Annotated in this window: 14 protein-coding genes; 4 read left to right on the plus strand and 10 right to left on the minus strand. The window is 46.9% G+C overall.

Annotated features, from left to right (window positions below):
- The first annotated feature begins 137 nt into the window (after positions 1-137).
- The gene (locus DXN04_RS16775) at positions 138-950 is read left to right on the plus strand and encodes a DUF4382 domain-containing protein (RefSeq protein ID WP_116854539.1); all 813 of its coding nucleotides are present in this window, start codon (positions 138-140) and stop codon (positions 948-950) included.
- A gap of 157 nt (positions 951-1,107) precedes the next feature.
- Here DXN04_RS16775 and DXN04_RS16780 read toward each other — a convergent pair whose 3' ends face one another.
- Positions 1,108-3,357 carry a DUF7133 domain-containing protein gene (locus DXN04_RS16780; protein ID WP_116854540.1) on the minus strand — a complete coding sequence of 750 codons (2,250 nt, stop codon included), beginning with the start codon at positions 3,355-3,357 and terminating at the stop codon, positions 1,108-1,110.
- Between the two features lie 256 nt (positions 3,358-3,613).
- On the opposite strand from DXN04_RS16780, the gene DXN04_RS16785 reads away from it, so the two are divergent.
- A complete protein-coding gene (locus DXN04_RS16785) occupies positions 3,614-4,876 on the plus strand; it encodes a NupC/NupG family nucleoside CNT transporter (protein WP_116854541.1) in 1,263 nt (420 codons plus the stop codon).
- A gap of 149 nt (positions 4,877-5,025) precedes the next feature.
- Here DXN04_RS16785 and DXN04_RS16790 read toward each other — a convergent pair whose 3' ends face one another.
- Both DXN04_RS16790 and smc read right to left on the minus strand, forming a co-directional pair.
- Positions 5,026-5,421: a DUF4259 domain-containing protein gene (locus DXN04_RS16790; RefSeq protein WP_116854542.1), complete on the minus strand. Its 396-nt coding sequence runs from the start codon at positions 5,419-5,421 to the stop codon at positions 5,026-5,028.
- A 157-nt stretch (positions 5,422-5,578) separates the two neighbouring features.
- Positions 5,579-9,109 carry a chromosome segregation protein SMC gene (gene smc, locus DXN04_RS16795; protein WP_116854543.1) on the minus strand — a complete coding sequence of 1,177 codons (3,531 nt, stop codon included), beginning with the start codon at positions 9,107-9,109 and terminating at the stop codon, positions 5,579-5,581.
- Positions 9,110-9,518: 409 nt separating this feature from the next.
- Between smc and DXN04_RS16800 the strand changes: the two genes are divergently transcribed.
- Positions 9,519-11,756: an FUSC family protein gene (locus DXN04_RS16800; RefSeq protein WP_116854544.1), complete on the plus strand. Its 2,238-nt coding sequence runs from the start codon at positions 9,519-9,521 to the stop codon at positions 11,754-11,756.
- Positions 11,757-11,824: 68 nt separating this feature from the next.
- On the opposite strand, the gene bshC is transcribed toward DXN04_RS16800, so the two are convergent.
- The 6 genes from bshC to DXN04_RS16830 form a co-directional block, all read right to left on the minus strand.
- On the minus strand, positions 11,825-13,420 hold the full coding sequence (bshC, locus tag DXN04_RS16805) for a bacillithiol biosynthesis cysteine-adding enzyme BshC (protein ID WP_116854545.1): 1,596 nt from the start codon (positions 13,418-13,420) through the stop codon (positions 11,825-11,827).
- Positions 13,421-13,565: 145 nt separating this feature from the next.
- Positions 13,566-14,867 carry a TolC family protein gene (locus DXN04_RS16810; RefSeq protein ID WP_158569057.1) on the minus strand — a complete coding sequence of 434 codons (1,302 nt, stop codon included), beginning with the start codon at positions 14,865-14,867 and terminating at the stop codon, positions 13,566-13,568.
- A gap of 10 nt (positions 14,868-14,877) precedes the next feature.
- A complete protein-coding gene (locus DXN04_RS16815; RefSeq protein ID WP_116854547.1) occupies positions 14,878-17,943 on the minus strand; it encodes an efflux RND transporter permease subunit in 3,066 nt (1,021 codons plus the stop codon).
- A gap of 21 nt (positions 17,944-17,964) precedes the next feature.
- The gene (locus tag DXN04_RS16820) at positions 17,965-18,999 is read right to left on the minus strand and encodes an efflux RND transporter periplasmic adaptor subunit (RefSeq protein WP_116854548.1); all 1,035 of its coding nucleotides are present in this window, start codon (positions 18,997-18,999) and stop codon (positions 17,965-17,967) included.
- 465 nt (positions 19,000-19,464) lie between these two features.
- Positions 19,465-20,736 carry a glucose-1-phosphate adenylyltransferase gene (locus DXN04_RS16825; protein ID WP_116854549.1) on the minus strand — a complete coding sequence of 424 codons (1,272 nt, stop codon included), beginning with the start codon at positions 20,734-20,736 and terminating at the stop codon, positions 19,465-19,467.
- An 86-nt stretch (positions 20,737-20,822) separates the two neighbouring features.
- Positions 20,823-22,247 carry a glycogen synthase gene (locus DXN04_RS16830; protein ID WP_116854550.1) on the minus strand — a complete coding sequence of 475 codons (1,425 nt, stop codon included), beginning with the start codon at positions 22,245-22,247 and terminating at the stop codon, positions 20,823-20,825.
- Between the two features lie 295 nt (positions 22,248-22,542).
- Here DXN04_RS16830 and DXN04_RS16835 point away from each other — a divergent pair, with 295 nt between their 5' ends.
- Positions 22,543-23,448 (plus strand): DUF72 domain-containing protein, encoded by a 906-nt coding sequence (locus tag DXN04_RS16835; RefSeq protein ID WP_116854551.1) that lies wholly within the window; start codon positions 22,543-22,545, stop codon positions 23,446-23,448.
- A 65-nt stretch (positions 23,449-23,513) separates the two neighbouring features.
- Here the strand turns inward: DXN04_RS16835 and DXN04_RS16840 are convergent, their stop codons facing one another.
- Positions 23,514-23,708: a hypothetical protein gene (locus DXN04_RS16840; RefSeq protein WP_116854552.1), complete on the minus strand. Its 195-nt coding sequence runs from the start codon at positions 23,706-23,708 to the stop codon at positions 23,514-23,516.
- Positions 23,709-23,762: the final 54 nt, after the last annotated feature.

Below are 23,762 nucleotides of genomic sequence, written 5' to 3' on the forward strand. Positions count from 1 at the left end.
TAAGAGAATTATAAAAAGCAGATGATCAATTCATCTGCTTTTTTGTTTATATAAAAAGGAAATCTTCTTAAATATATAAATATAGTTTTATACATTTGGTATTAGTTTTTAGAAAAACCTACATAAACCAAGTATCAATGAGAAAAACCAATTTCGTAAATCTGACGAAGGGACTATTATTTGCATCTACACTCTCTTTTTGCTTTACAGCATGTTCAAAAAACGACAAGGAAGGTAAATCACAGATCCAGATTGCACTGACTGACGATCCGGGTGATTACAAAGCTGTGTACATTGATGTACAGGAAATCAATGTCAACTATTCTGACAGCGATGACAATGGCTGGCAAAGTTTGCCCGGTGTGAAGAAGGGCATTTACAACCTGCTTACATTGGTGAACGATAAGGACACCGTATTGGCAGATGCAGCTATCGCCTCAGGCACACTTAAGGAGATCAGGCTGGTGCTGGGAGATGACAACTGGGTTGTGACCAACAGTGGTGACTCCATCAGGATGCAAACACCCAGCGGACAATCATCCGGTATCAAATTAAAGATCAACATGCCGGTATCAGAAGGCATCCTGTACAAATTACTGCTGGATTTTGACGTGGCTAAATCTGTTCATGAAGCAGGTACCGCAGGTAAGTATGTATTGAATCCGGTGATCAGAACGATCCTCGAAGCGCAGGGCGGTAGTGTGAAAGGCGTGGTATTGCCGGCAGTGGTACCATCAGCAGTAATGCTGATCAATGGTACGGATACAGTAGCCAGTACGTATACCGGAGCAGGAGGTGCATATTTATTGAAGGGTATTGATGCAGGTACGTATAGTCTGCATGTGGTATCTACTGATTCCACATTGGCACCGGCAGCTATTGAAGGTGTGAGTGTGACGACAGGACAGGTTACCGTAGCTGATACAATTACATTGCCTGATGCCAGATAATAAAAATTAAAAAGAGGTTGTAGCAAAAGTATAATTTCCGGGATTTAATCCGGATTCCTGGTGGAAAGCATTTTCTTTTATTGAATGCTAAATGCTACCAGATTACTTTTGATACAACCTCTTTATTTTACCAGGGAAGTTAACTCAACCTGTATTTTTAATTCAACTCTTCTATCGTAAACGGCTTTTGCCTTCCTTTGTACTTCTTCCTTATTTCCTGTATATCCTTATCCGTTACCTTCGATCCCTGGTTACTCCAACAATTTCTGATGAAGCTAAGCACCTCCGCAATGTCCTGATCATTGTATTCATCATTACTTCCAATCCCCGGCATATCTGCACTGATTTCGGGTGCTTTATAGTGTTTTCCATTTACATCAATTGGTCCGGTAAGGCCGTATAACACTATGGAAATCAGCCGTTTCTTGTCGCCGGTTACTAACTGTGACTGATTCAGCGGAGGAGCTAAAGATTTGATTCCATCCCCGTCTTTTCCGTGACAGGTCTGGCAAATATTGGCAAATAACTTTGCTCCTCTTGGATACTCTTTTACGAGTGCATCCGTCATTTTTGCTTTGCGATGATTCTCGATATCTTTTATAATTGCTTCGAGATGACGACGCATGGCGATGGTGGTATCGCTATTTATCTGAATGAGCTGAGTGAGTAATTGTGATTCTTTCCCAGCATTATTATTGATAATTGCATCTGCTACATAACGGTCGTTTGCATAGCGTGTCATCAATTTAGTTTGCAGGTCTGCACTGTTAGGCAGGTATGGTAATACCAGCGCAATGTAAGGCGCGAGGAATACATTTTCTTCCAGTGATGTCAGCAAAGCGGTGGCGGCAGGAGCCTTCACCGAAGGTAGTGCAGCGATGGCCGCAGCCTGTAAGTAAGGGTTCTTTTGATGGAGCAGGAACTCAATTTCTGAGAATTGCAATGCCCCCAGACCTTCCAGTGTCCATAGTGCATGGATGGCACCATAGGTATTCCCTTCCTGGTGCAGGCGTTCCTTCAGGTGTGGAATGAGCTGGGTGTAGTGATGATCAATGATCATCTGCTGTGCCTTATCCCTGATCCAGCCGTTCGGATTTTCCAACAGGGCAAAGAGCTTGTCAGGGTTATTATCCAGTGCCATCGGCCGGATCTTTGCCCCTGCCGGCACAACGCGGTAGATGCGGCCGCAATTGAGTGGGTTGGTCAGCTTACGACTCTTGATCTCATCTTTGAGATAAGGAGTCAGGTAAGTTTTGTGCTGGATGATCCCGCGGTACATATCTACAATATAAAGGGCACCATCGGGTGCATCGTAGAGACTTACAGGCCGGAAACGTTCATCATCGCTGGCCAGGAATTCTTTTTTCTGGTAGGCCTGCCGGCCTTTTACGATATAGCCGCTATCCTGGATAATATTACGTTTGATCAGGTTGCCACAGGGCTCTGCTACAAAGATGTTGTTGTTGTATTCCTTGCCGAGCAGGCCCCCCCTGTATACGAGCGGACTACAGGCAGCGGTCATTTCTACCAGTCGCAGACTATCATCGAGGACGCCTTTCATATAACCCCGGTTCACACCTGGTGTCGGGTGAATAGGATATACACGGTTGTCCGGAACGATCTTCTCATCATAACCAGCGATGGATTTCTGGTTCGGGTTGCGGGCACCGAGGCCGGGTGGAAAGTAATCGCCAAGCACGTTCTCAGAGTTATTATTGGAATAGAGACGGCCGAAATTATCCTGGGATATACCCCATTGCCCCCGGAAGTGGGTATCCTGTTTCACCCATTTACCGTTGATCTGGCGGTAGCGTTTATCAGATTTTGCATTATAGATCCAGTTGTCCATCGCGCGGAGCAGGCCGTTGGGCTGGTGCTCAACGTTGCCCCCTTCAGTGTATTTGTCATCTACGAGTATGCGCTTGCCGGCGATGTCGTTTTTCACAGGCACGAACCAGAGTTTAGGTGGTTCTGCCAGCAGGAAGCCGCCGGGTACGAGGCAGATGGCACGGGGCAGGATCAACGAGTCCAGGAGCACCTTGCGGGTATCAGCAATTCCGTCATGGGTGGTATCCTCCAGGATTACCACTTTGCCATTGGGTACGTCCTCGCCTGTACCGACAGTATCGGGCATGTAACCCATCATTTCAACGACCCACATACGGCCTTTGTCGTCGAAGGTCATGGCAACGGGAGTTGTGATCAACGGTTCCGACGCGACCAGCTGGATTTCGAGTCCTTTTTCAACCTGCATGTGAGAGATAGCGGTTTTGGCATCCAGTACAGGGGATGGACCAAGTTTTTGTCTCATAGCGGTGGAATCTGCATGTTGATCCTTTGCCGGTCCCGGGCTGGTACAGGCGGAGAGCCAGTAAGCAGCAGCCAGGAAAAGTGTCCAGTTTTTCATTTATGAAATCGATTGAAATGACAATTTAGATATAAAATTATATTAAATGCAAGTGATTTTGATAGGGGGTAAATGCTTGGTTACCTAACCAGAACTTTAGCAGGATCCCCATTTCATTAGAAAAAAACTAAATCCGATTATCCAGGGAAAAAAGTACCCATTTTTACCCCTTAAAAGCTCCTATTTACAGCAATTTCATCCTAAGTATTTGCCTATTTGTTTTTATCTTCGCTCCTTACTAGATCTAAATTAGCTTATGGGACGTTTTCAGGGCCTTTTTGGTATTATCCTCATCCTGGGACTTGCTTACTTATTTTCCAACAACAAAAAGAAGATCAATTTCCGTCTTGTATTTAGTGGTATCGGATTACAGGTAATAATTGCCCTGCTGGTATTTAAGGTACCACCGGTTTTCCGGTTTTTTCAGTTATTAGGTAAGGCGATGGGTAAGCTGGAGCAGTTTGCCCGTGAAGGTGCGGCTTTTGTGTATGCCGGTATAGCGGTGAAACCGACGCCTGATACGATCAGTGATTATGCGCAGAGTGGTTTTGTATTTGCGTTCAATGTGACGGCTGCAATTATCCTGGTCTGTGCGCTGGTAGCGATCTTTTATCACTTTGGGATTATGCAGCGGATTGTGGCGGTGATTGCCAAAGCGATGAATGTGGTGATGCGTGTGAGTGGTGCGGAGGCTTTGAGCAATGTGGCGAGTGCATTCGTGGGGCAGATAGAGGCCCAGGTAATGATTCGTCCTTATTTGCCATATATGACCAAAAGTGAGTTGCTGGCATCGATGAGTGGTAGTCTGGCGTGTATAGCCGGGGGGATCCTGGTAGTGTATTCCAATATGGGCCTGGCTGCGGGCATGGACCTGGCACCAATGCTGATTACGGCGAGTCTGATGGCGGCACCGGGTGCATTGGTGATTTCGAAGATCGTCTTTCCGGAAACCGAGGAGTCACAGACTATGGGTGTTGTAAAACTGGATGTAAAGAGTCATTATGTGAATGTGATTGATGCGATTTCGCATGGTGCGAGTGATGGCTTTAAGATTGCGATGAATGTGATTGCAATGATCATTGGTTTTATTGCCCTGATAGCGTTTTTGGACTGGGGCCTGCTGAAGATCGGGCATATATTCAACCCTGAATTTAATTTGAGTCTGAATTATATTTTCGGGAAATTGTTTTATCCGGTAGCATGGGCGATGGGTGTGCCGAATGGAGATGTAAATAGTGTGGCGACATTGCTGGGCCAGAAGCTGACGGTGAACGAGTTTATTGCGTTTAAGCATTTGACGGATAAGACGATCCCGGTGGTTTCTTCTAAAGGCCTGTTGATTGTGAGTGTGGCGATTTGCGGGTTTGCTAATTTTAGTAGTGTGGGAATGCAGATTGGTGGTATTGGAGTATTGGCACCAGAGAGAAGAGGGGATCTGGCAGCCTTGGGCCTGAAAGCGTTGTTTTGTGGTACACTGGCGAGTTATTTATCAGCGACGATTGCAGGGATCCTGATTTAATATTATTCCATATATAAAAAAGGGGGGCGACCAATAGTCGCCCCCCTTTTTTATTGAGGCAGGCAGTAATGCCGCTTGTATGACTACAAATAGATAAAGCCTTCTGGCACAAGTCCAAAAGGCTTTCAATCAGGTATTTACAGGTGTAATTAGCTCAGTCTTCTGATCAGCTCATCCTGTACAGCAAACCACGCTTCTACCTCACCACTGTCTGTATATGTCTGCTTCATTTCAGAATTCAGCTTGATCTTTTCAACTACTGAAATTGCCAGTTTTCTCAATGCCAGGGTAGCCAGAACGTTTAAAGAATCCAGCTTTTCCAGTGGAGTTTCAGGATAATCTTCACTGGCTTTACCCGTCAGTGCGGCTACTGTTTCAGCGGCTGCCAATGCGTCTTCGCATTCAGAAGTGTCGAGGAGACCGTCTTTGTTCAATGAGAACTGCAAGGTATCAGCGATCAAGCCTCCATCCTTAGCATCAATCATTTCAAATACCCAGTCTAGTGAACCATCATTTTCAAAATTTCTGGTACCCCATGTGCCCATAGCTATGTAAGTTTTTTGTTTGGTTGCGTAAAGTTAATTCAGACTTCTGAAATCTAAAAGTTCGTACAGCTAATGAATTTTAAAATTTCATGCAGTTGTCAGAAAATAATTTAGAATTCCAGTCCTCAAATTTTAGTCCAAGCGGCTAAAATTTAATTTAGTTCAAACTTCTAAAGTCCACCGGCACCAGCTTACTCACTCCCGGCTCCTGCATTGTCACCCCATAGATCACATCCACTGCCGCCATTGTCTGCTTATTATGCGTGACAATAATAAATTGTGAATTATCTGAAAACTTACGGATCATATTCGTAAACTTCCCAACGTTCGCATCATCCAGCGGCGCATCCACCTCATCCAAGATACAGAATGGAGCCGGCTTGATCAGGTAGATGGCAAACAACAACGCTGTTGCCGTCAGGGTCTTCTCCCCCCCGCTCAACTGTGTGATTGCCGCCGGGCGCTTACCCTTTGGCTTTGCTATGATTTCAATTCCTGTGTCTGCCAGGTTTTCCGGATCACTCAGGATCATATCACACTGATCCTCCTCTGTAAACAGCGCTTTGAATACTCTAACAAAGTTTTCCTTCACCTGGTTAAAGGTTTCCAGGAATTTCTGGTTAGCCGTTGCCTCTACTTCCTGGATCGTGGCCATCAGGGATTCTTTTGCTGTCACGAGGTCATTCTTTTGTTCCAGGATGAACTCATAACGTTTCTTCATCTCCTGGTAGGCTTCTATCGCTGTTGGGTTGATCTCACCCATATTTTCCAGGCGCTTCTTCAGGCGTTCTGCACTACCCTGCAATTCATCTGCCGGCAATGTAGAGCTACGCACTTCATCTATAATCTCATCAAGGTTTACCTTGAACTCCACACTAAGGCGTTCCTTCATGGAGGCCAACTGCAGTTTCAGTTCGTTCACCTTGTCCTTTATCACGGTCAGGGCACGGTCCAGTTCTTCACGCGCACGGGTGCGGGTACGGAGACTGGTTTCCTTTTCCTGCAGCATGTTGCGGAAGTTGTAGTATTCCTGGTCTTTCTCGTTCAGTTCTTTCTCTTCTTCTGCTTTGCGGCGGAAGAGGTCTACCAGACCATCTTCGGCAGCACCCAGCTTGTCTTCGGCAGCGGCGATATTGGCGACTGCGTCTTCCAGCTGACTTTTATTGCTGGTGATCTGGTTGTGCAGATCGCTCAGTTGCTTGCGTTTGAAATCCAGTTCCTGGCGCAGGGCCGCTACTTTGGATTGCTGGCGGGTTTGCTGTAAGTTCTGGTTGTTGAACTGTACGTTTGCCTGGTTGAACTGGGCTTCTGCATCGCTGGCAGCGCGTTCTGCATTGACAATGCTGTCATGCAGGGCATGTACCTTTTCGTTCAGATCTTCCAGTTCTTCCCTCACACCGGCTATACTTTCCTGGTTTTGTTCCAGGGATTGCTGCATTTCGGCCAGGCGTTTATCGCCTGAATCGATGAGGTGACGGAAGTTTTCAATCCTGTTCTGCAGGCCAAACACCTGGTTATTCAGCTGGTTGATCTTTTCACGCTGCTGGTTGATCTTGTTTTCATTCAGCTGGGTGTTGAAGCCCAGGACTTGATTGTGCTTTTCCTGGATCTGTTCGCGCAGGGAAGCTACGATTGTCTCCAGAGCACGGATTTCCTCATCCAGTTTCTCGAGGTTCTTGGCACGGCCGAGTTTCTTTCCTTCGAAAGCACCTACGCTACCGCCGCTCATATTGTATTTACCACGTACAATGCGGCCGCTCTTTTCGATCACGAGTACATCCTGGTCGGAGAGCTGGTCCCATTCGATTCCTGTTACGTTGTCGGCGATGAATACTTTGCCCAGCAGGTAATTGCCCAGACCTTTATAACGTTCGTCGATCTCTACCACATCCAGTGCCGGGATGGTATTGGTTGGGGTAAAGAGCTGGCCGCCCTGGTGATGGAACTGGTCCAGGATAAAGAAATTGGCTTTACCCTTTTTGTTGTCGTCCAGGAGATTGATTGCCTGAATGGCTTCAGCGGCGTTATTTACAACATAATAGTTCAGGTAAGGTTCGAGCAGGTTCTCTACGCAGGTGCGGTAGTCTTCACGACAGAAGAAGATATCGCTGAGAATGGGGGCTTTATTGTTCCAGTCGGTATTTTTCTTAAGGAATTTGATACTGTCGGGGTAACCTTCCAGGCTGTCAACGAGAGATTTCAGCAGGTCGTACTCGTTCTTTTTCTGATCGAGGGTACGGTTCTCATCCACCAGTTTATCGCGGAGTCCTTCGATTTCGCCCTGGGTGGTGAGGATCTTGCCTTTGGTCTCTTCCTGGAAAGCAATCATATCTTCCAGGTCTGCCTTACTATCCAGCAGGGTATCCTGGAGTGCGGCCTTTTCTTCTTCCAGCTGGGTAATTTGCAGCTGGCGGTTGGCTTTTTCTTCCTGGAGCTGTTGGATGCTGCGCACCAGGTTTTGTACCGAGGTATCAGCTACGGCCACTTTCTTCTCTGCTTCGAACTGCTGGCGTTGCCATTGTTGCTGATCGCGGCGGAGGGTTTCGAGGGCCAGTTTCTTCTGATTAAAGGATTCCTTCTTTTCATCAACCATGTCCTGCAGGCCTTCCAGTTGGTCCTGGAGGGAATCGAACACTTCCTGTTCTTCTGTGACCTGGTTTTCGGTAAAGGCGATGGAGTCGGTGAGACCTTGCAGTTGTCCTTCGGCGTTGGCGAGGAAGGAGCTGATGTTGCGTTCTCTTTCCTTTAAGTAGGTAAGTTGTTGGGTCGCGAGGTTCTTGTCGTTTTCCTTGGTACGGATGGTGGCAACCAGTTCGTTAAAGGATTTCTGCAGTACGGACAGTTCGCGTTCCTTGGCTACGAAGTGCAGTTTATCTTCTTCTACGGAGGCTTCATCTTTGGTGATGTCAGCTTCCAGGGCCAGTTTCTTATCTGATTCGGCTTGTTGCTTGTCTGTCAGGTCTTTGAATTCAACATTAAAACCTTCAAGGGCAGCTTTGGCCAGTTCTATAGAGACTTCTCTGTATTCTTTTTTGATTTCGTAGAAGCGTTCAGCTTTGCGGGCCTGTGCTTCGAGGGTTTTGAGGTTGTTGTTGATTTCGAACAGCAGGTCCTCAATACGGTTCAGGTCACCTTCGGTGGCATCGAGCTTAGTCTTGGCCTCCTTTTTACGGGTTTTGTAGATGGAGATACCGGCGGCTTGTTCGAGCATGCGGCGGCGGGAGTTCTCTTTATCTTTGATGATATCATCTACCATACCGAGTTCGATGATGGCGTAGGAGTCTGTGCTGACACCGGTATCCATAAAGAGATTATGGATGTCTTTGAGTCGGCAGGCTACGTCGTTGAGCCGGTATTCGGAATCGCCGTTTTTATAGAATTTGCGGGTGATAGTGACGGTGGTAAACTCAGTAGGGAGTACATTGCGGGTATTCTCAAACGTGAGGCTTACTTCAGCCATCCCACTGGCGGAGCGGGTTTTGGAGCCGTTGAACACCAGGCCGGATTGGTTTTCAGAGCGGAGATTTGAGATCTTATGCTCACCGATAACCCATCGGATGGAGTCGATAATATTACTTTTGCCACAGCCGTTGGGGCCTATAACCCCGGTTACACCTTCATCGAAGTGTAAGACAGTCTTGTCTGCAAAACTTTTGAAGCCTTTGATTTCTAATGTTTTTAAACGCACAATTGCTCCTCTTTGTTTTTTTTAAGCCGTCAAAGATAACTATGATTTCTCTGATTTCTTGTATCAGATTTGCCATTCACAGCACAATTATGTTTCCAGTCATTATTTTTTCAAAGAAAGCAGTAATTTATAATAGATGGACATGTCGGGGGAAATTTAATTATACACAGGTGTGTATAAATTTCAGACAGGTTGTTGACGATCATTGCTTTAGATGAATTATAATGATGGGTTAGCCGATATGGTATGGACTAACAGGGGGCACAAATTAGGGATTTTTTCCATTTTATGCTAAAATTTAAAATGGGCATCAGGCCAACTATTCCAGCCCTAAAGCCCCGGAATAGTTGGGGGTCCACCACCGGGTATAATCTTTGAATGACTATCTTTGCACATATTTAATTTCTACATGCGGCACTGGATCCAGGAAGTCAGGAATTTCATCTACAGCTATCATTTTAGTACTGGTTTACGTACTACCATCAGTGTGGTCGTGCCTTCTGTAGTCTGCTCACTGATGGGCAACCTCCCACTCGGGATCGTTATCTCTCTCGGTGCCCTTGCTACTGCCCTCTCGGACGTTCCAGGCACCGCTATTCATAAGCGAAACGGGACCCTTATTGCCATTGGTTTCATTTGGGCGACCGCCCTCACCACCTCGATCTTCATGCCTTACCCGGTATTGATGACCTTCTATATATTGATCTGTTGCTTTTTGAACCCTATGTTGCTTGTTTATGGCAACAGAGGGGGAAATATCGGGATAGGGGTAATGCTCGTGATGGTGTCCATCCTTGGCGAAAAACCGGTTTCGGTTCACGAGGCTTTCATTCACAGTCTCTATATCTTATTGGGTGCGGTATGGTATGGGCTTCTGGCCCTGGTGCTCTGGCAGATCCGGCCTTACCTGAGTGTACAGCAAATGCTCGCCGAGTGTATTAACGAAACGGCGGATTACCTGCTGGCAAGGGCGCGGTTCTACGATCCGGACGCTGGTAATAAGATTGACGAAATATATAAAGACGTGCTCGCGCAGCAGGTGGTAGTGAGTGAAAAACAGGAAGCGGTCCGCGAACTCTTACTGAAAAGACGCTCTCACCAGGAAGGTACGACAAGTATCAATAAGGCCCTGGTGCTCATCTTTCTCGACATGGTCGATCTGCAGGAGCAGATCATGGCCGCGCAGACTGATTACCAGGCACTCCATGAATCATTTGACAATGCAGGTATCCTGGATAAATTTCATTCACTGATTCTTGAAATTGTAGGTGAACTGAAAATCATCGGTGACGCGGTAGCCGCAGGGCAGCGCTCATTGCCAAAGGCAAACCTGAAATATGAGATTGTGAAAGTGCAAAAGGCGGTGGATGAGATCAGGAAGACTTTACCTACAGTAAAAGAAAGAACACGCTTATTAGTGCTTTCCAATATCCTTCATAACCTGTCCGATATGGCGCAGCGCATTTATAACCTGCACCGCCTTACCCGCCTGGAAAGGGTGAAAGATGAAATCATAGACCCAAGATTACAGTTGTCAAGTTTTACGAGCCATGGCCAGTATGATTTGGAAACCTTTTTGAATAACCTGACTTTCCAGTCGCACATTTTCAGGCATGCCCTGCGTGTGAGTCTGGCGACGGTAACAGGGTATGTAATCGGCCAGGTCTTTCATCTGGACAGGGTATACTGGATCCTGCTGACAATCGTCGTGATCCTGAAACCGGGTTTTAGTATTACGAAAGCGAGAAGTTACCAGCGTATCTATGGAACGGTAGCAGGTGCTTTGTTTGCAGCAGGGATCCTGTTTCTGACAGCGAATAATACCATTATTTTCATTGCCATGCTCCTTTGTATATTGGGTGCGTATAGTTTTATGACGCATCAGTATACTTTGAGTGTGTTTTTTGTGACACCGTTTGTAGTTTTCCTTTTGCACTTTTTGCATCCGGCGCATTTGTATAATGTAGGTTGGAGAGTGATGGATACAACCATTGGGGCCGTCATTGCGTTTTGTGCGAACCTTTTGCTATGGCCGAGTTGGGAGAAGAATACCCTGCCGAACCATATGATTAAGATGGTGAAGAGCAACGCGAAGTACTTTGAGCAGGTGATGCGTATGTATACGCAGGATCCATTTGTGTTGAATGATTATAAATTAGCGAGGAAGGATTCGAATGTAAGTGCAGCGAACCTGATGTCAGCATTTCAGCGGATGCTGTCGGAGCCGAAGAGTAAGCAGCGGAATGGCTCGCAGGTCTATCATTTTGTAGTAGTGAATAATTCGATCATCTCGCATATTGCGGCGCTGGCGAATTATGGGACGACGCATAATGGTGTGAGGTTTCCGCAGCCGGAATACAAGTTATTGAGTCACAATTTGCAGGCATATTTTACGTGTATCCTGGAGATGCTGGAGAAGCCGGGTGAGAAGCCGTCTTCGCCGCCGGTGAACCTGGAGGCCTTTGAGACCCTGGATATGAAGCTGGAGGCGATGTACCAGAAGAGGCAGGAGGAGGTGAACAATGGGAAAGGAGATACGGATCTGCGGCAGGAGATCCTGGAGGTGAAACAGGTGAGGGATCAGTTGCATGCAGTGATGTCACTGCTGAAGGATATGAAGAAGATGCTGGAACAAAGTAATCAGTAATAATAGAAAACGCTTTTCCCTGAGGGAAAAGCGTTTTCTATTAGAGGCCTGCGGCCCCTTATAATTTTTTAATCCGTATAAATGATCCCGAATTGATCCGTCACCGGTTCCAAATGCTCCAATATCAAGTCAAAGAAAGCAGGCCCCTGCTGAATATACCAGGGCATAAAGTTCTCTTTACGCTCCTGTAGACTATTTCCGGGGAATAACCTTTGCTTCAGCACCCGGATCTGGTCCGTTTGCCATGCAAACTTTCTTTTCTCTGCCCGCAGGAACTTGTGCTCCAGCTTACCAATAGACTTAATCGCCTTGGCGCGCTCTGATTCCACTGACTTCACCAAAGTAATATCAATATCTTCCGCTTTCAGCGACAGCTCATCAAATAATTTCTCTACAGCGGTATATTCATCTTTCAATACCAGCGCGGCATTGGTGTGTTTCTGTACATACTCATTGACCAGTGACTCCACATCCCTGAACAGGTCCGCCATATCCAGGCCCAGTTTCTCCAACCTGGCCAGCGATGGCAAATCAGCCATCAGGAATGAATTGCGCAGCAAGAGCACAGGGAATGGTACCTGGTAATGTGTAAACAGGTCCTGTAGCTCCAGCCAGTAAGCGATCTCCCCTCCCCCGCCAATGAAAGCGATATTAGGCAGGATGGTCTCCTGGAAAAGGCCTCTTAATATTACATTCGGACTGAATCGCTCCGGATGCTCCTGCAGTTCCTTCTCCAGCGTTTCGCGGGTAAACTCCACCGGCATGTGCAGCACTTTCCAGGTATCTCCTATCTGGACAATGCGCTCACGGGCAGTCGGGGTCAGGTAAAACAGGTTGATTTCGCGGGGATTCGCCTGTACTTTATAGTGTTGGGACAGCTTTGTAAGCGTCTCATTAACAATTTTGTGGGAATGCTGGTGCAGCAATTCATCTCTCATCACGGGGATGTAGAGACGCTTCAGCGCCGGACTATCCGGCACCAGTACCACCAGTCCGTAACGGCCAAAGAGCTCATTTACAAGGTATAAGGTGGCTTCCTGGATGTTTTCGTGCTCGAGGTATGCCTTCTTCATCATGGCCATGAGTTCGGCAGCATGAGGGCCATAACCCAGGGCGGATTCGATGGTGGTGAAGAGTTCGGCGAAACCTTCAGGCTGCATCCGGCCAACGGCACCCTGCTGGGAAGTAGCCCAGTTGATATTTTTGCCGCCGATGTATACGTGGCCCAGTTCTTCGAGGTCAGCGTCTTCACTGCCCATATAGTAGACAGGAACAAATTTATATTGCGGGTACTTATCCTGTAACTGGCCGGCAAGCTTGATGGCTTGCAGGATCTTGTATACAAAATAAAGGTAACCGGTGAAAATATTAGGCTGGTGGGCGGTGGTCACAGTAAAGGTGTTCGCCTCGCCTAAACTATGGATATTGTTTTTGACGTGATCGGTGATCTGAAGGCCCTGGTATTGCTCTTGTAAGGCAGCAACTAATACCCCACGGTGTTGCGGGTGGGATTTTTTGGCCTTGATAGCGGCTTCGAAATCAGGGGATAAGGATGAATATTTGTAAAAAGGACGCAGATGCGGATGATCCGCGAGGAAGTCTATTACCAGTTGATTGAAATACCCCGTCTGACTATAACGTATATTGCTTACAGGTTGCTCCATACTACACTCAAATGATCTTTTGAATGCACGAATTTAGGGGAAAAGGTGGAGATGGTGGGGGAAATTTCATGAATGGTAAATTTAATATTACCTAAATAAATGGCTTTCCCCCCCGGTAAAAGCCATTTATTTTTAATGTATAACATTAAGGCTGACCAAGTTGATTCCCATAGTACTTCAACCTGATCTCCGCCGATTTCGCTGCAAAACTCACATTGATCAATAAATACCCCGCATTTTCAAAACTCTGTTGCGCCGTTTTCACATCTATAATCGTGGCCTGTTTCAGCTGGAAACGCTGCAAGACAAGATCAAGCAGTTTCCCTGACAGCTCATAGTTGTCCTTCGCCGTCTGCAACTGCATCAGGTTATTATTATACGCCTGCCAGCTCTTCACTATATTCCCAGTATAGTTGATTCCAAGCGTATCCCTGATCAAACGGTCATTAGAAGTATTGATCCCCGCAATCTCCTGCCTCCTTTTATATACCGAACCATTGAAAATGGGAATATTCACCCCCACTCCCAGGTAAGGCCCATAGTTTTGATTCAACAGGGAAAACCCGTCACTGTTCCTGGTATAATTATAATTATATCCCGCATTCCCCGTCAGGGAAGGATAGCGATAGGCTGCCGTCTCCTTTTCCAGGTATTGATCCACCTGTACCTGCTTGCCTGCGGCGATGAGGTCCGGGTGCTGCTCCATGGATTGCAGAATAGGTGCCAGTTGTAGGTCCGTGGCAACGATAATGGTATCCTTTATAGTAATCACTGAATCCTGTTTTAAAGTCAGCACTGTCAGCAAATCCGTCTTCGCCTGGTCTATGACCAGTTGCTGCGCCTGCAGATTCTGCAGCTGGGTATTCAGATCCACCTGCGCCTGGAAGAGGTCAGCATTGTTTGCCACCCCCACACTCTGCTGCGCTTTCACAATATCCAGTTTCTGGCGGGACACCTCTATAGACCGCTCCAGCGTAGCCGCATAGCTCTCCTGGCGAATGATGTCATAGTACTTCGTCATCACATTATAAGTGATGAAGGCAATGCGTGATTTAAGGTAGTCATTGCTTATAGACGCTGTCAGATCCAGTCTCTTCGCAGCATTCGCCACCTTACTCCCGTTATAGATCGGCACCGATGCCCCAAAACTGGCAGAGAGCTGGTTAGAGCGCGCATTGTTGCTGGATTTGTTATTCGCAGGATTGGCATACTTCTGCTCCAGGCTTGTGAGCTGCTCCACATCAGAGCCGGATGCACTCACCACCGGCATACCGCCTGCAATCCCATAGTTATTATTAGTTTCCGCAATCTTCACGTTATTCTCCGCGATCTTAATGCCCAGGTTTTTATTCAGCGCAATATTCACCGCATCCTTCAGTGTCAGCTGCTGCGCATGCAGCAGACCCGGAAAAAAGAAAATAGACAGATATATAATGAATCTTTTCATGCTAATAGTTTTATTCTGCCACATCAGGTATATGCGCCTTATGCTTACCACTCACAAAGGTGTATACAGCCGGAATCACGAACAGTGTCAGGATCAGTGAAAACATAATACCACCTACAACCACAATGCCCAGCGGTACACGGCTCGTACTCGCCGCCCCCAGGCTCATGGCCAGTGGCAATGCACCCAGTGCCGTCGCCAGCGATGTCATAAGGATCGGGCGCAAACGCTGTGAGGCCGCTTCTACTACCGCCTCGTGCTTACTCATCCCCATCTCACGCTTCTGGTTCGTGAACTCTACGATCAGGATCCCATTCTTCGTGACCAATCCAATCAACATGATCATACCGATCTCGGAGAAGATATTCAGTGTTTGTCCGAACACCCAGAGACTCAACAAGGCACCTGCCAATGCCAGGGGCACCGTAAGCATAATCGTAATAGGATCGATGAAACTTTCGAACTGGGCCGCCAGTACTAAATAGATTAAGATCAGCGCCAGCAAAAACGCAAACACGATATTGGAAGAACTTTCCGCATAGTCACGACTGGAGCCTGACAACGCCGTATGGAAGCTCGGATCCAGCAACCGGTCTCCTATCGCCTGCATTGCCGTGATACCATCACCAATGGTATGGCCCGGTGCCAGTGAAGCTGAAATCGTTGCACTCTTAAAACGGTTAAAGTGATACAAGGTAGCCGGACTCGTACTCGTCACCACTTTCACCACCGCATCCAAAGGAATCTTATCTCCACTAGTATTCCGTACATAGATATGACTGATATCAGCAGGCTCATTCCTTTCAGTTCTTTCCAGCTGTGCTATCACATAATACTGGTAGCCATTCATGATAAAGTATGCCAGGCGGCCACCGCTGAATGCAGCCTGCATAGCTGAAATTACATCATTGGTAGACAAGCCCAGGTCCTTGATCTTCATCCGGTCGAAGGTCACTTCCAGGGTAGGCTTTGTAAATTTCAGATCTACGTCAACGTTAGAGAAGGTAGGATCTTTCCTCGCCTCTTCCAGGAATAAAGGAATTGTATTTTTTAGCTTATTTAAATCCTGGTTCTGCAGGATAAACTGTATCGGCAAACTGGTCTTTGAACCAGAACCCACGGCAATCGTCTGTTCCTGGATGGTGAAGATGCGCGCGTCATTGAAGCGCTTCAGTTTCTTGTTCAGGTCATTCGCTATCTCCGCCTGACTACGTTCTCTTTCTTCCGGAGGCACCAAACCAATACGCGGCTGAGAGCTATTGATCACAGAGCCAGCAGGGGTTCTCGCGAATACAAAGTCTCTTTCAGGCACTGAGTCATAGAGGTAGTTAGCGATCTTATCACTCACCGCCTGAGTATAGCTATAGCTTGTACCTTCGGGCAAACTCACCGTCATACGGATACTGCTCCTGTCTTCCAGTGGTGCGATCTCACTTTGTATGCTATGCAGGATCAGGAGCATCATACCAAAGCACAGGATAATAATCAGCCAGGCTGTCCACCTTACTTTCATAAACGCCTCCAGCAGGCGCTTGTAACCATTCTCCATACCCTTGAAGAAAGGCTCTGTTTTTTCATAGAACTTACCATGCCCTGCATCTTTCTTATTCAGGTATACATTTAATACAGGCGTAATAGTGAGTGATACAAATGCTGAGATCAATACCGCCGTAGCCAGCACCACGCCGAACTCGCGGAATAACCTACCCACAAATCCCTGTAGGAAGATTACCGGCATAAACACTACTGCCAGTGTGAGTGAGGTAGAAATTACTGCAAAGAAAATTTCCTTACTCCCTTCCAGCGCGGCCGTGCGGATATTCATGCCCTGCTCTAATTTCCGGAAGATGTTTTCCGTGACCACAATACCATCATCCACCACAAGCCCTGTAGCCAGTACGATACCCAGCAGCGTTAAGATATTGATCGTAAAGCCGGCCAGGTATACGACGAAGAAGGTAGCGATGAGCGAGATAGGAATATCTATCAATGGGCGGATTGCAATCAGCCAGTTTCTGAAGAAGAAGAAGATCACGAGCACCACCAGTGCAAATGCAATGATCAGTGTTTCTTTCACTTCGGCCAGGGACTGCCTGATGTTGCGGGTATTATCAATCAGTACGTTGAATTCAATATCATCTTTGTTCGATTCTTTGATCGCCTGCATGCGCTTTTTGAACTCATCGGCGATTGCTATATTATTAGCACCCGGCTGGGGGATGATCGCCACCCCTACTGCGTTCACACCATTGTATTTCCAGCCCTGCTCTTCTATTTGCGGGCCGAGTTCTACACGGGCTACATCGCTCAGGCGCACGATACCGGTACTGTCTTCGCGCAGGATCAGATCACGGAAATCCTTTTCCGTCGTCAAGCGCCCAAGGGCGTTGATAGTGAGCTCTGTATTATTACCATACACTTTACCTGCCGGTAATTGTACGTTCTCATTGTTCAATGCCGTGCTGATATCATTGTATGCTATATTGTAAGCATCCATTTTAGCTTCATTGAGCCAGATGCGCATGGCATAACTCTTATCCCCAAAGACGTTTACAGAGCTTACCTGGTCGATGGTCTGCAATTGCTGCTGCAATACGTTGTCTACATAATCACTCAGTTCCATCAATGACTTGGTACGGCTTTGAACCGCGAGGATCAGGATGGGATCACTGTTCGCATCCGCTTTGGTGACTACCGGTGGTGCATCGATATCCAGGGGCAGACTCCTGGTAGCCTGGCTCACTTTGTCACGCACATCGCTGGCAGCGGCTTCCAGGTCAATACCGAGATTGAACTCTACCGTAATGACACTGCTGCCAAGGGAGCTATTGGAAGAAATGGTGCGTATACCGGGAATACCGTTGATCTGCTTTTCAAGGGGCTCGGAGATCTGGCTTTCCATGATATCCGGGTTAGCACCGGTATAAGCAGTGGTCACTGTAATAATAGGAGGATCGATGGCAGGATAATCTCTCACTGCCAGGAAATAGTAGCCAATCACCCCAAACAGTATAATCAGGAGGTTCATCACTGTCGCAAGGACAGGCCGCTTCAATGATAGTTCTGAAATATTCATTTGTTGAATTCCGTTGGGTGATTATTGCTGTGCAGCCACGAGTTTTTCCAGTGTCTTCACTTGTCTGACCTTCACAGGGGCATCCGGGCGGGCAAAGAGCACGCCGGTCACCACCACTGTATCACCTACGCTGATGCCGCTGGTGATCTCTACGTTATTGGCTTCCCGCACACCCGTTTGCACGGTAGAGAGGTGGGCCTTGCCATCTTTGACGAGGACTACCTGGTTATTCTTATCGTTTGGAATGAGGGCGTTGGTAGGCACCATAATGGCTTTTGCATCAGCGCCGGCATTGAAGTAGACTTTCACAAATGCACCCGGGCGGCCTTTGCCATCAGAGAGCAGGGCGCGGACTCTGACATTGCGGCTTGTCTGGCTCACCTGTGGTTCCATAGCGATTATAGTAGCCTGTTTGCGGGTGCCGTCGTTGGCATCGCTCACTACGTCTACCACAGCGCCTTTCTTAATGTTATGGGCGTAGTTTTCAGGAAGGAGGAAGTCTACCCGCATCTTGTCGGGCGACTGGATAGTCGCGATCAGGGTAGCTGGCGTAGCATATGCCCCTATGCTGACCTGGCGAAGCCCGATAGTGCCTGTAAATGGGGCACGGATGGCGGCCTTGTCTATCTGTGCCTGTGTATAGGCCATATCAGCTTTAGTACTATTCACGTTGTTCAGTGCCAGGTCATAATCTGCCTGGTTGATGCCGTTAATGGCCAGCAGCTTGCGGTCGCGTTCTTCAGTTTTTTCGTAGAGGTCCAGGAGGACTTCGGACTTTTTCAGTTGTGCCTGCAGGTCGGCATCGTTGATGCGGGCAATGAGGGTGCCTTTTTCAACGACGGTACCCTCGGGCACATTGAGGTAGGTGATCCTGCCACTGATTTCCGGATGAAGTTCGGCGAACTCATTGGGAACGATCGTACCGTTTGCTTCGATGCTGTTAGCGACACTGCGGGTATCAGCAATGATAACATCTACAATGGTAGGTTGGTTTCCCTGAGATTTGGCATCTTCATTCTTTTTGTTGTTATGGCAGGCGACTGATAATAACAGCATACAACATAGCCCCGTTATATGTATTGCCCTTTGATCCAGCAAGACCATCAAAATTGATTTTTTGTTGAGAACCTAAAAAACAAATGTAGATTTCGGGGGAAGGAGGTTTATGATATGTCGGCCAAGCGGCAAAAAGTGTCGGTGATTAATTGAAAAACGGGGATGAACGGGCTTAAATACCCGGTGAATTGGGCGGAATTTTAACAGTATTTAACGCTTTTATCAGGATTTATTTTTTTACATTCCGCAGGCCTGAAAGGCTGTACTGGCAAGGTTTTTCAAAGATAAAGGATTTTATACCACTTGTCATTTTTAAATTCGATTTTAACAGTTTTTTTGACCGCTTGTAAGGGCGCGGATTAAAAATACAGGAGACCATTACTAAAAGTAACCGGGAGGAATAAAAAAAGAGATTTTACCCAGGGTAAAATCTCTTTTTTATAATCAGGATTATTTATATGCTTATTAAATAACAAATCCGTCTGGCAGCACCATCCCATTCTTGATCACCACTATACCATCTTTCACAGTATACTGCTCATGCTCCCCATCTGGCAGTGTTTCGCCCACATTTATCTTCACATTGTTTCCAATACTCACATTCTTATCTATAATCGCATTATTGATTACGCAATTATCTCCAATACCCATGGGTGGATGTCCTTTCGACTTGGCCCTGGCCAGGTCTTCCAGTGTCTGGTAGAAATCACTCCCCATGATATAGCTGTTTGTAATCACCGATCCCTTACCGATGCGGGCACGAATCCCTACTACGCAACGCTCAAGGGTGCTATCATTGATAATGGTACCATCTGCAATGATGGTTTTCTTAAAGGTTCCACTCATTTTCGCCGGCGGCAGCATACGTGCACGTGAATAAATGGTCTGGTGCTCATCGAACAGGTTGAATTGAGGAATATCATCTGTCAGTGACAGGTTGGCCTCCCAGAATGAGCTGATATTTCCAATATCCGTCCAGTACCCGGTATATTGATAGCTCATTACTTTCAGGTCCGCATTGATCGCATATGGGATAATCTCTTTACCAAAGTCAGTTGCAGCGGCCTGCCCTTTCAGCAAATTTACCAGCGTGTTTCTGCTAAAGATATAGATCCCCATACTTGCCAGGTATTCCCTTCCTGCGGCATGCATTTCATCGCTTACCGGTGATGCCCATGGTGCCAGTACATCCTGCTTGGGTTTTTCGGTAAATGAGGTAATGAGGCCATGATCATCCGTTTTCAGAATCCCAAAATCAGAAGCATCTTTCGCAGTTACCGGGATGGTACCGATGGTTACCTCTGCCTGTGATTCAATATGATGTTGCAGCATCTCCCTGAAATCCATCTGGTACAGCTGGTCGCCGGACAGGATCAGCACGTAGTCATACTCGTAGTTCTCGATATGATGGAGACACTGACGCACCGCATCTGCTGTACCCTGGTACCATGTGGGGTTATCTGGAGTTTGCTCAGCTGCCAGGATATCTACAAACGCTTTACTGAAGTGACTGAAATGATACGTATTCTTAATATGCTTATTCAGTGAAGCGGAGTTAAACTGGGTGAGCACAAAGATGCGGTTCATATCCGCATTCAAACAATTGGAGATGGGAATATCTACCAATCTGTATTTACCTGCTACCGGCACAGCGGGTTTCGAGCGCTTGCGGGTGAGCGGATAAAGACGGGTACCGGAACCGCCTCCTAAGATAAGGGAGATAACTGCGTTAGACATATGTTCTATTCTTTTGTTTCGTTGAAATAATGATTACTATAATGGAAAGTCCCGTTTACAAACTTACGTGGAAAGTTCCGTGCCAATTAAGGTCTGATTATAATTGATTCGTATAATTTTACATATTCTGCGGCAGCACTGTCCCAGGAGTGATCGATCTGCATGATATATTCCTGGATTTCCTGCAATGCCTGTGGATCATTGTACAGCTCCACAGCGCGTGCAACGGCCTGACAGGCATCCCAGGCTTCGGCCTGGATAAAGCGGATTCCGAAACCACCGGGTTCTCCAAAGTCTTTCACTGTATCTTTCAATCCACCTACGCTACGTACAATGGGTACCGTACCATAGCGCAATGCATACAACTGGTTCAGGCCACAAGGTTCTACTCTGCTGGGCATCAACAGGAAGTCACTCCCGGCATATATGCGGTGAGACAAGCCCTCATTATACCCATATTGCACATTGAAGTTAGGTCCGGTACCGGCCTTTGTCTGGTGCAAACGCCATTCTGTATGAGACTCCCCGCTTCCTAATACCAGGAAGTTGAGCTGGTTCTGCTGCTCGTACAATGAACGGCCAATAATATCTGGTAACAGGTCAGCTCCTTTCTCACCAACCAAACGGCCAATGAAGGAGAACAATGGTAATTCAGGGTTAAAGCCAAACTCCTCGCACAACTGGCGCTTTATTTCTTTTTTACCTCTTACAAAGGAAGTTTCATCATAATGGTAAGGTAACATCGGGTCCGTTGCAGGATCCCATACCTTGTTGTCAATTCCGTTCAGGATTCCCTTGCACTTACGGCGCTCGCTTCTCAGCAGACTTTCCAGTCCGTTCGCACCATTGTACATTTCTTCGAGATATCCGGGGGATACGGTGGTCACTCTCCAGGCACACTTGATCGCTGATGCAAGGGGATTCACCGCATTGTCCCATCCTACCAGCCCTGCCTTCCAGAGGTCAAAGCCCGGTAAGCGATATAGCTGATCCCAGCCAAACTGCCCCTGGTACTGTGCATTGTGAATGGTAAGCACCGTGGCGATGTTGCGCAGCCTTTCGTACTTGTAAGCATGCGTCATCATAAAAGGAATAAACCCCGTATGATGATCGTGGCAATGTACCACATCCGGATGGTGCTGCCATTCATTCAGCCAGTCCAGTACAGCGATCTGGAATGCCAGGAAACGTTCCATATCATTCCAGTGCCCGTACACGCCCTCCTGGTCCAGCAGGCCCGGAATGTCCAACAGGTACAGGTCAAAGCCCAGTACATTGTTCTTTTCCCGGAACACGTTGACGTGGTACCAGTTGAACCCTACCCAGGTACCTCCCTGATGCACGAGTTCAAATTCATTCTTTTCGAAAAAGCGGGACTTATAGGCGGGCATCACTACCTTGGCTACACAACCCAGATCATGCTGATACTTAGGCAGTGCACCCACTACATCGGCTAATCCTCCTACTTTCGCTACCGGATAACATTCCGCGCTAACGTGTAAAATTTCCATGCTTGTCAGTTAATAAATAAAGCTCTTGTATATAATCAAATTAGCTTGGAAAAAGGATATTGCAAAGGAATATCCAAACTTTCTTTATATTATTTGTATAGCCGCCACTGGTACAGCCTGCTGCCTCCAAAACCACGCCCATCCGGCTTGTAGCAAGCCTTTCAGTTCATAATAATTTTTTATCATAAGGCATCTTCCGGCACCACGATGTGTGGCGATGTAACCACGGAATGCTGAAAAAGCGATTATAGTTAAAAATCTTATCTTCGAAGGTTATTAATTTCCAACTAGTTTTATGCAATTTGGTCGCGTCAATGATTCATTGTTAAATAACATAGACTTTAGTCTGCCTGATCCTGCTGATAATAAACTGGTATTACCCGGTCAGCCTGCAGCAAATCTTTCTGTTTATATTGGCTGCCCCCGTTGGGGAATGAAAGAATGGGTGGGCACCCTGTATCCAAAAGGAACCAAAGAAGCCAATTACCTTGAGGAATACCCTCATCATTTCAATTGTATTGAGTTCAATGCCACTCATTATAAGATCTATGACCCGGGCACTATCGGGAAATGGAAGGCCCGTGTGAACAGGAAGGATTTTAAATTCTGTCCCAAGGTGCCGCAATCAATTAGTCACTACAGCAGTCTGGTGAATGCCCAGGACCAGACCACCGCATTTCTCGAAGGCATCCTCGCACTTGAAGAAAACCTGGGGCCTATCTTTCTGCAACTGGGTGAGAACTTTAGTCCTAAGAGGAAGGAGAATCTGTATAAATACCTGCAAAGTCTGCCGACAGACCTGTCATGGTATGTAGAGCTCCGCCACCCGGACTGGTTTACGAACCCCGCTACTGCCAAAGAACTCTTCGATACCTTCAGGCAATTGAAAATAGGCGCAGTGATTACCGACACCGCCGGCCGGAGAGACTGTGTACATATGCAGCTGTCCACAGCGGGGTCTATGGTCCGCTTTGTGGGGAATAGCCTGCACCCGACAGATTATAAGCGAATGGATGAATGGGTGCTGCGCATAGACAAGTGGATAAAGAACGGCCTGCAGGAATTATATTTTTTCATGCATATGCAGGATGATATGAGTTACATTGAGGCAAGTGTATACTTCATTGATAAACTGAAAGAGAGATCCGGGATCAGCATCCCCAAGCCCGTATTTCAGCCAAGACAACAGTCATTATTCTAAATAGAAAAAGGCAGATAAAAAGCGTATGCTCCTTATCTGCCTTACCCGCTTAAGCAGCCATCATCTTATCGCTGCTGTTGGTTTTTATCGCCTTTGTCTTGTTCTTTTTTATCTTTGTCCTGATCTTTCTTAGGAATAATGATCCTTTCAGGATCATCGGATGTTACTTCTCTCGTAATATCCCGACTATAGTCATTTCCTAAATTTGGTCCTCCCTGTTCAAGACCATTACTACCTATTGATCTGTCTCTTACTTCCATAACTCTCTGTTTTTTGGGTGAATAATGATATAATTTATAGCCCAGAAACCATGC

The sequence above is a fragment of the Chitinophaga silvisoli genome, assembly GCF_003412465.1.
GTDB classification, from domain to species: domain Bacteria; phylum Bacteroidota; class Bacteroidia; order Chitinophagales; family Chitinophagaceae; genus Chitinophaga; species Chitinophaga silvisoli.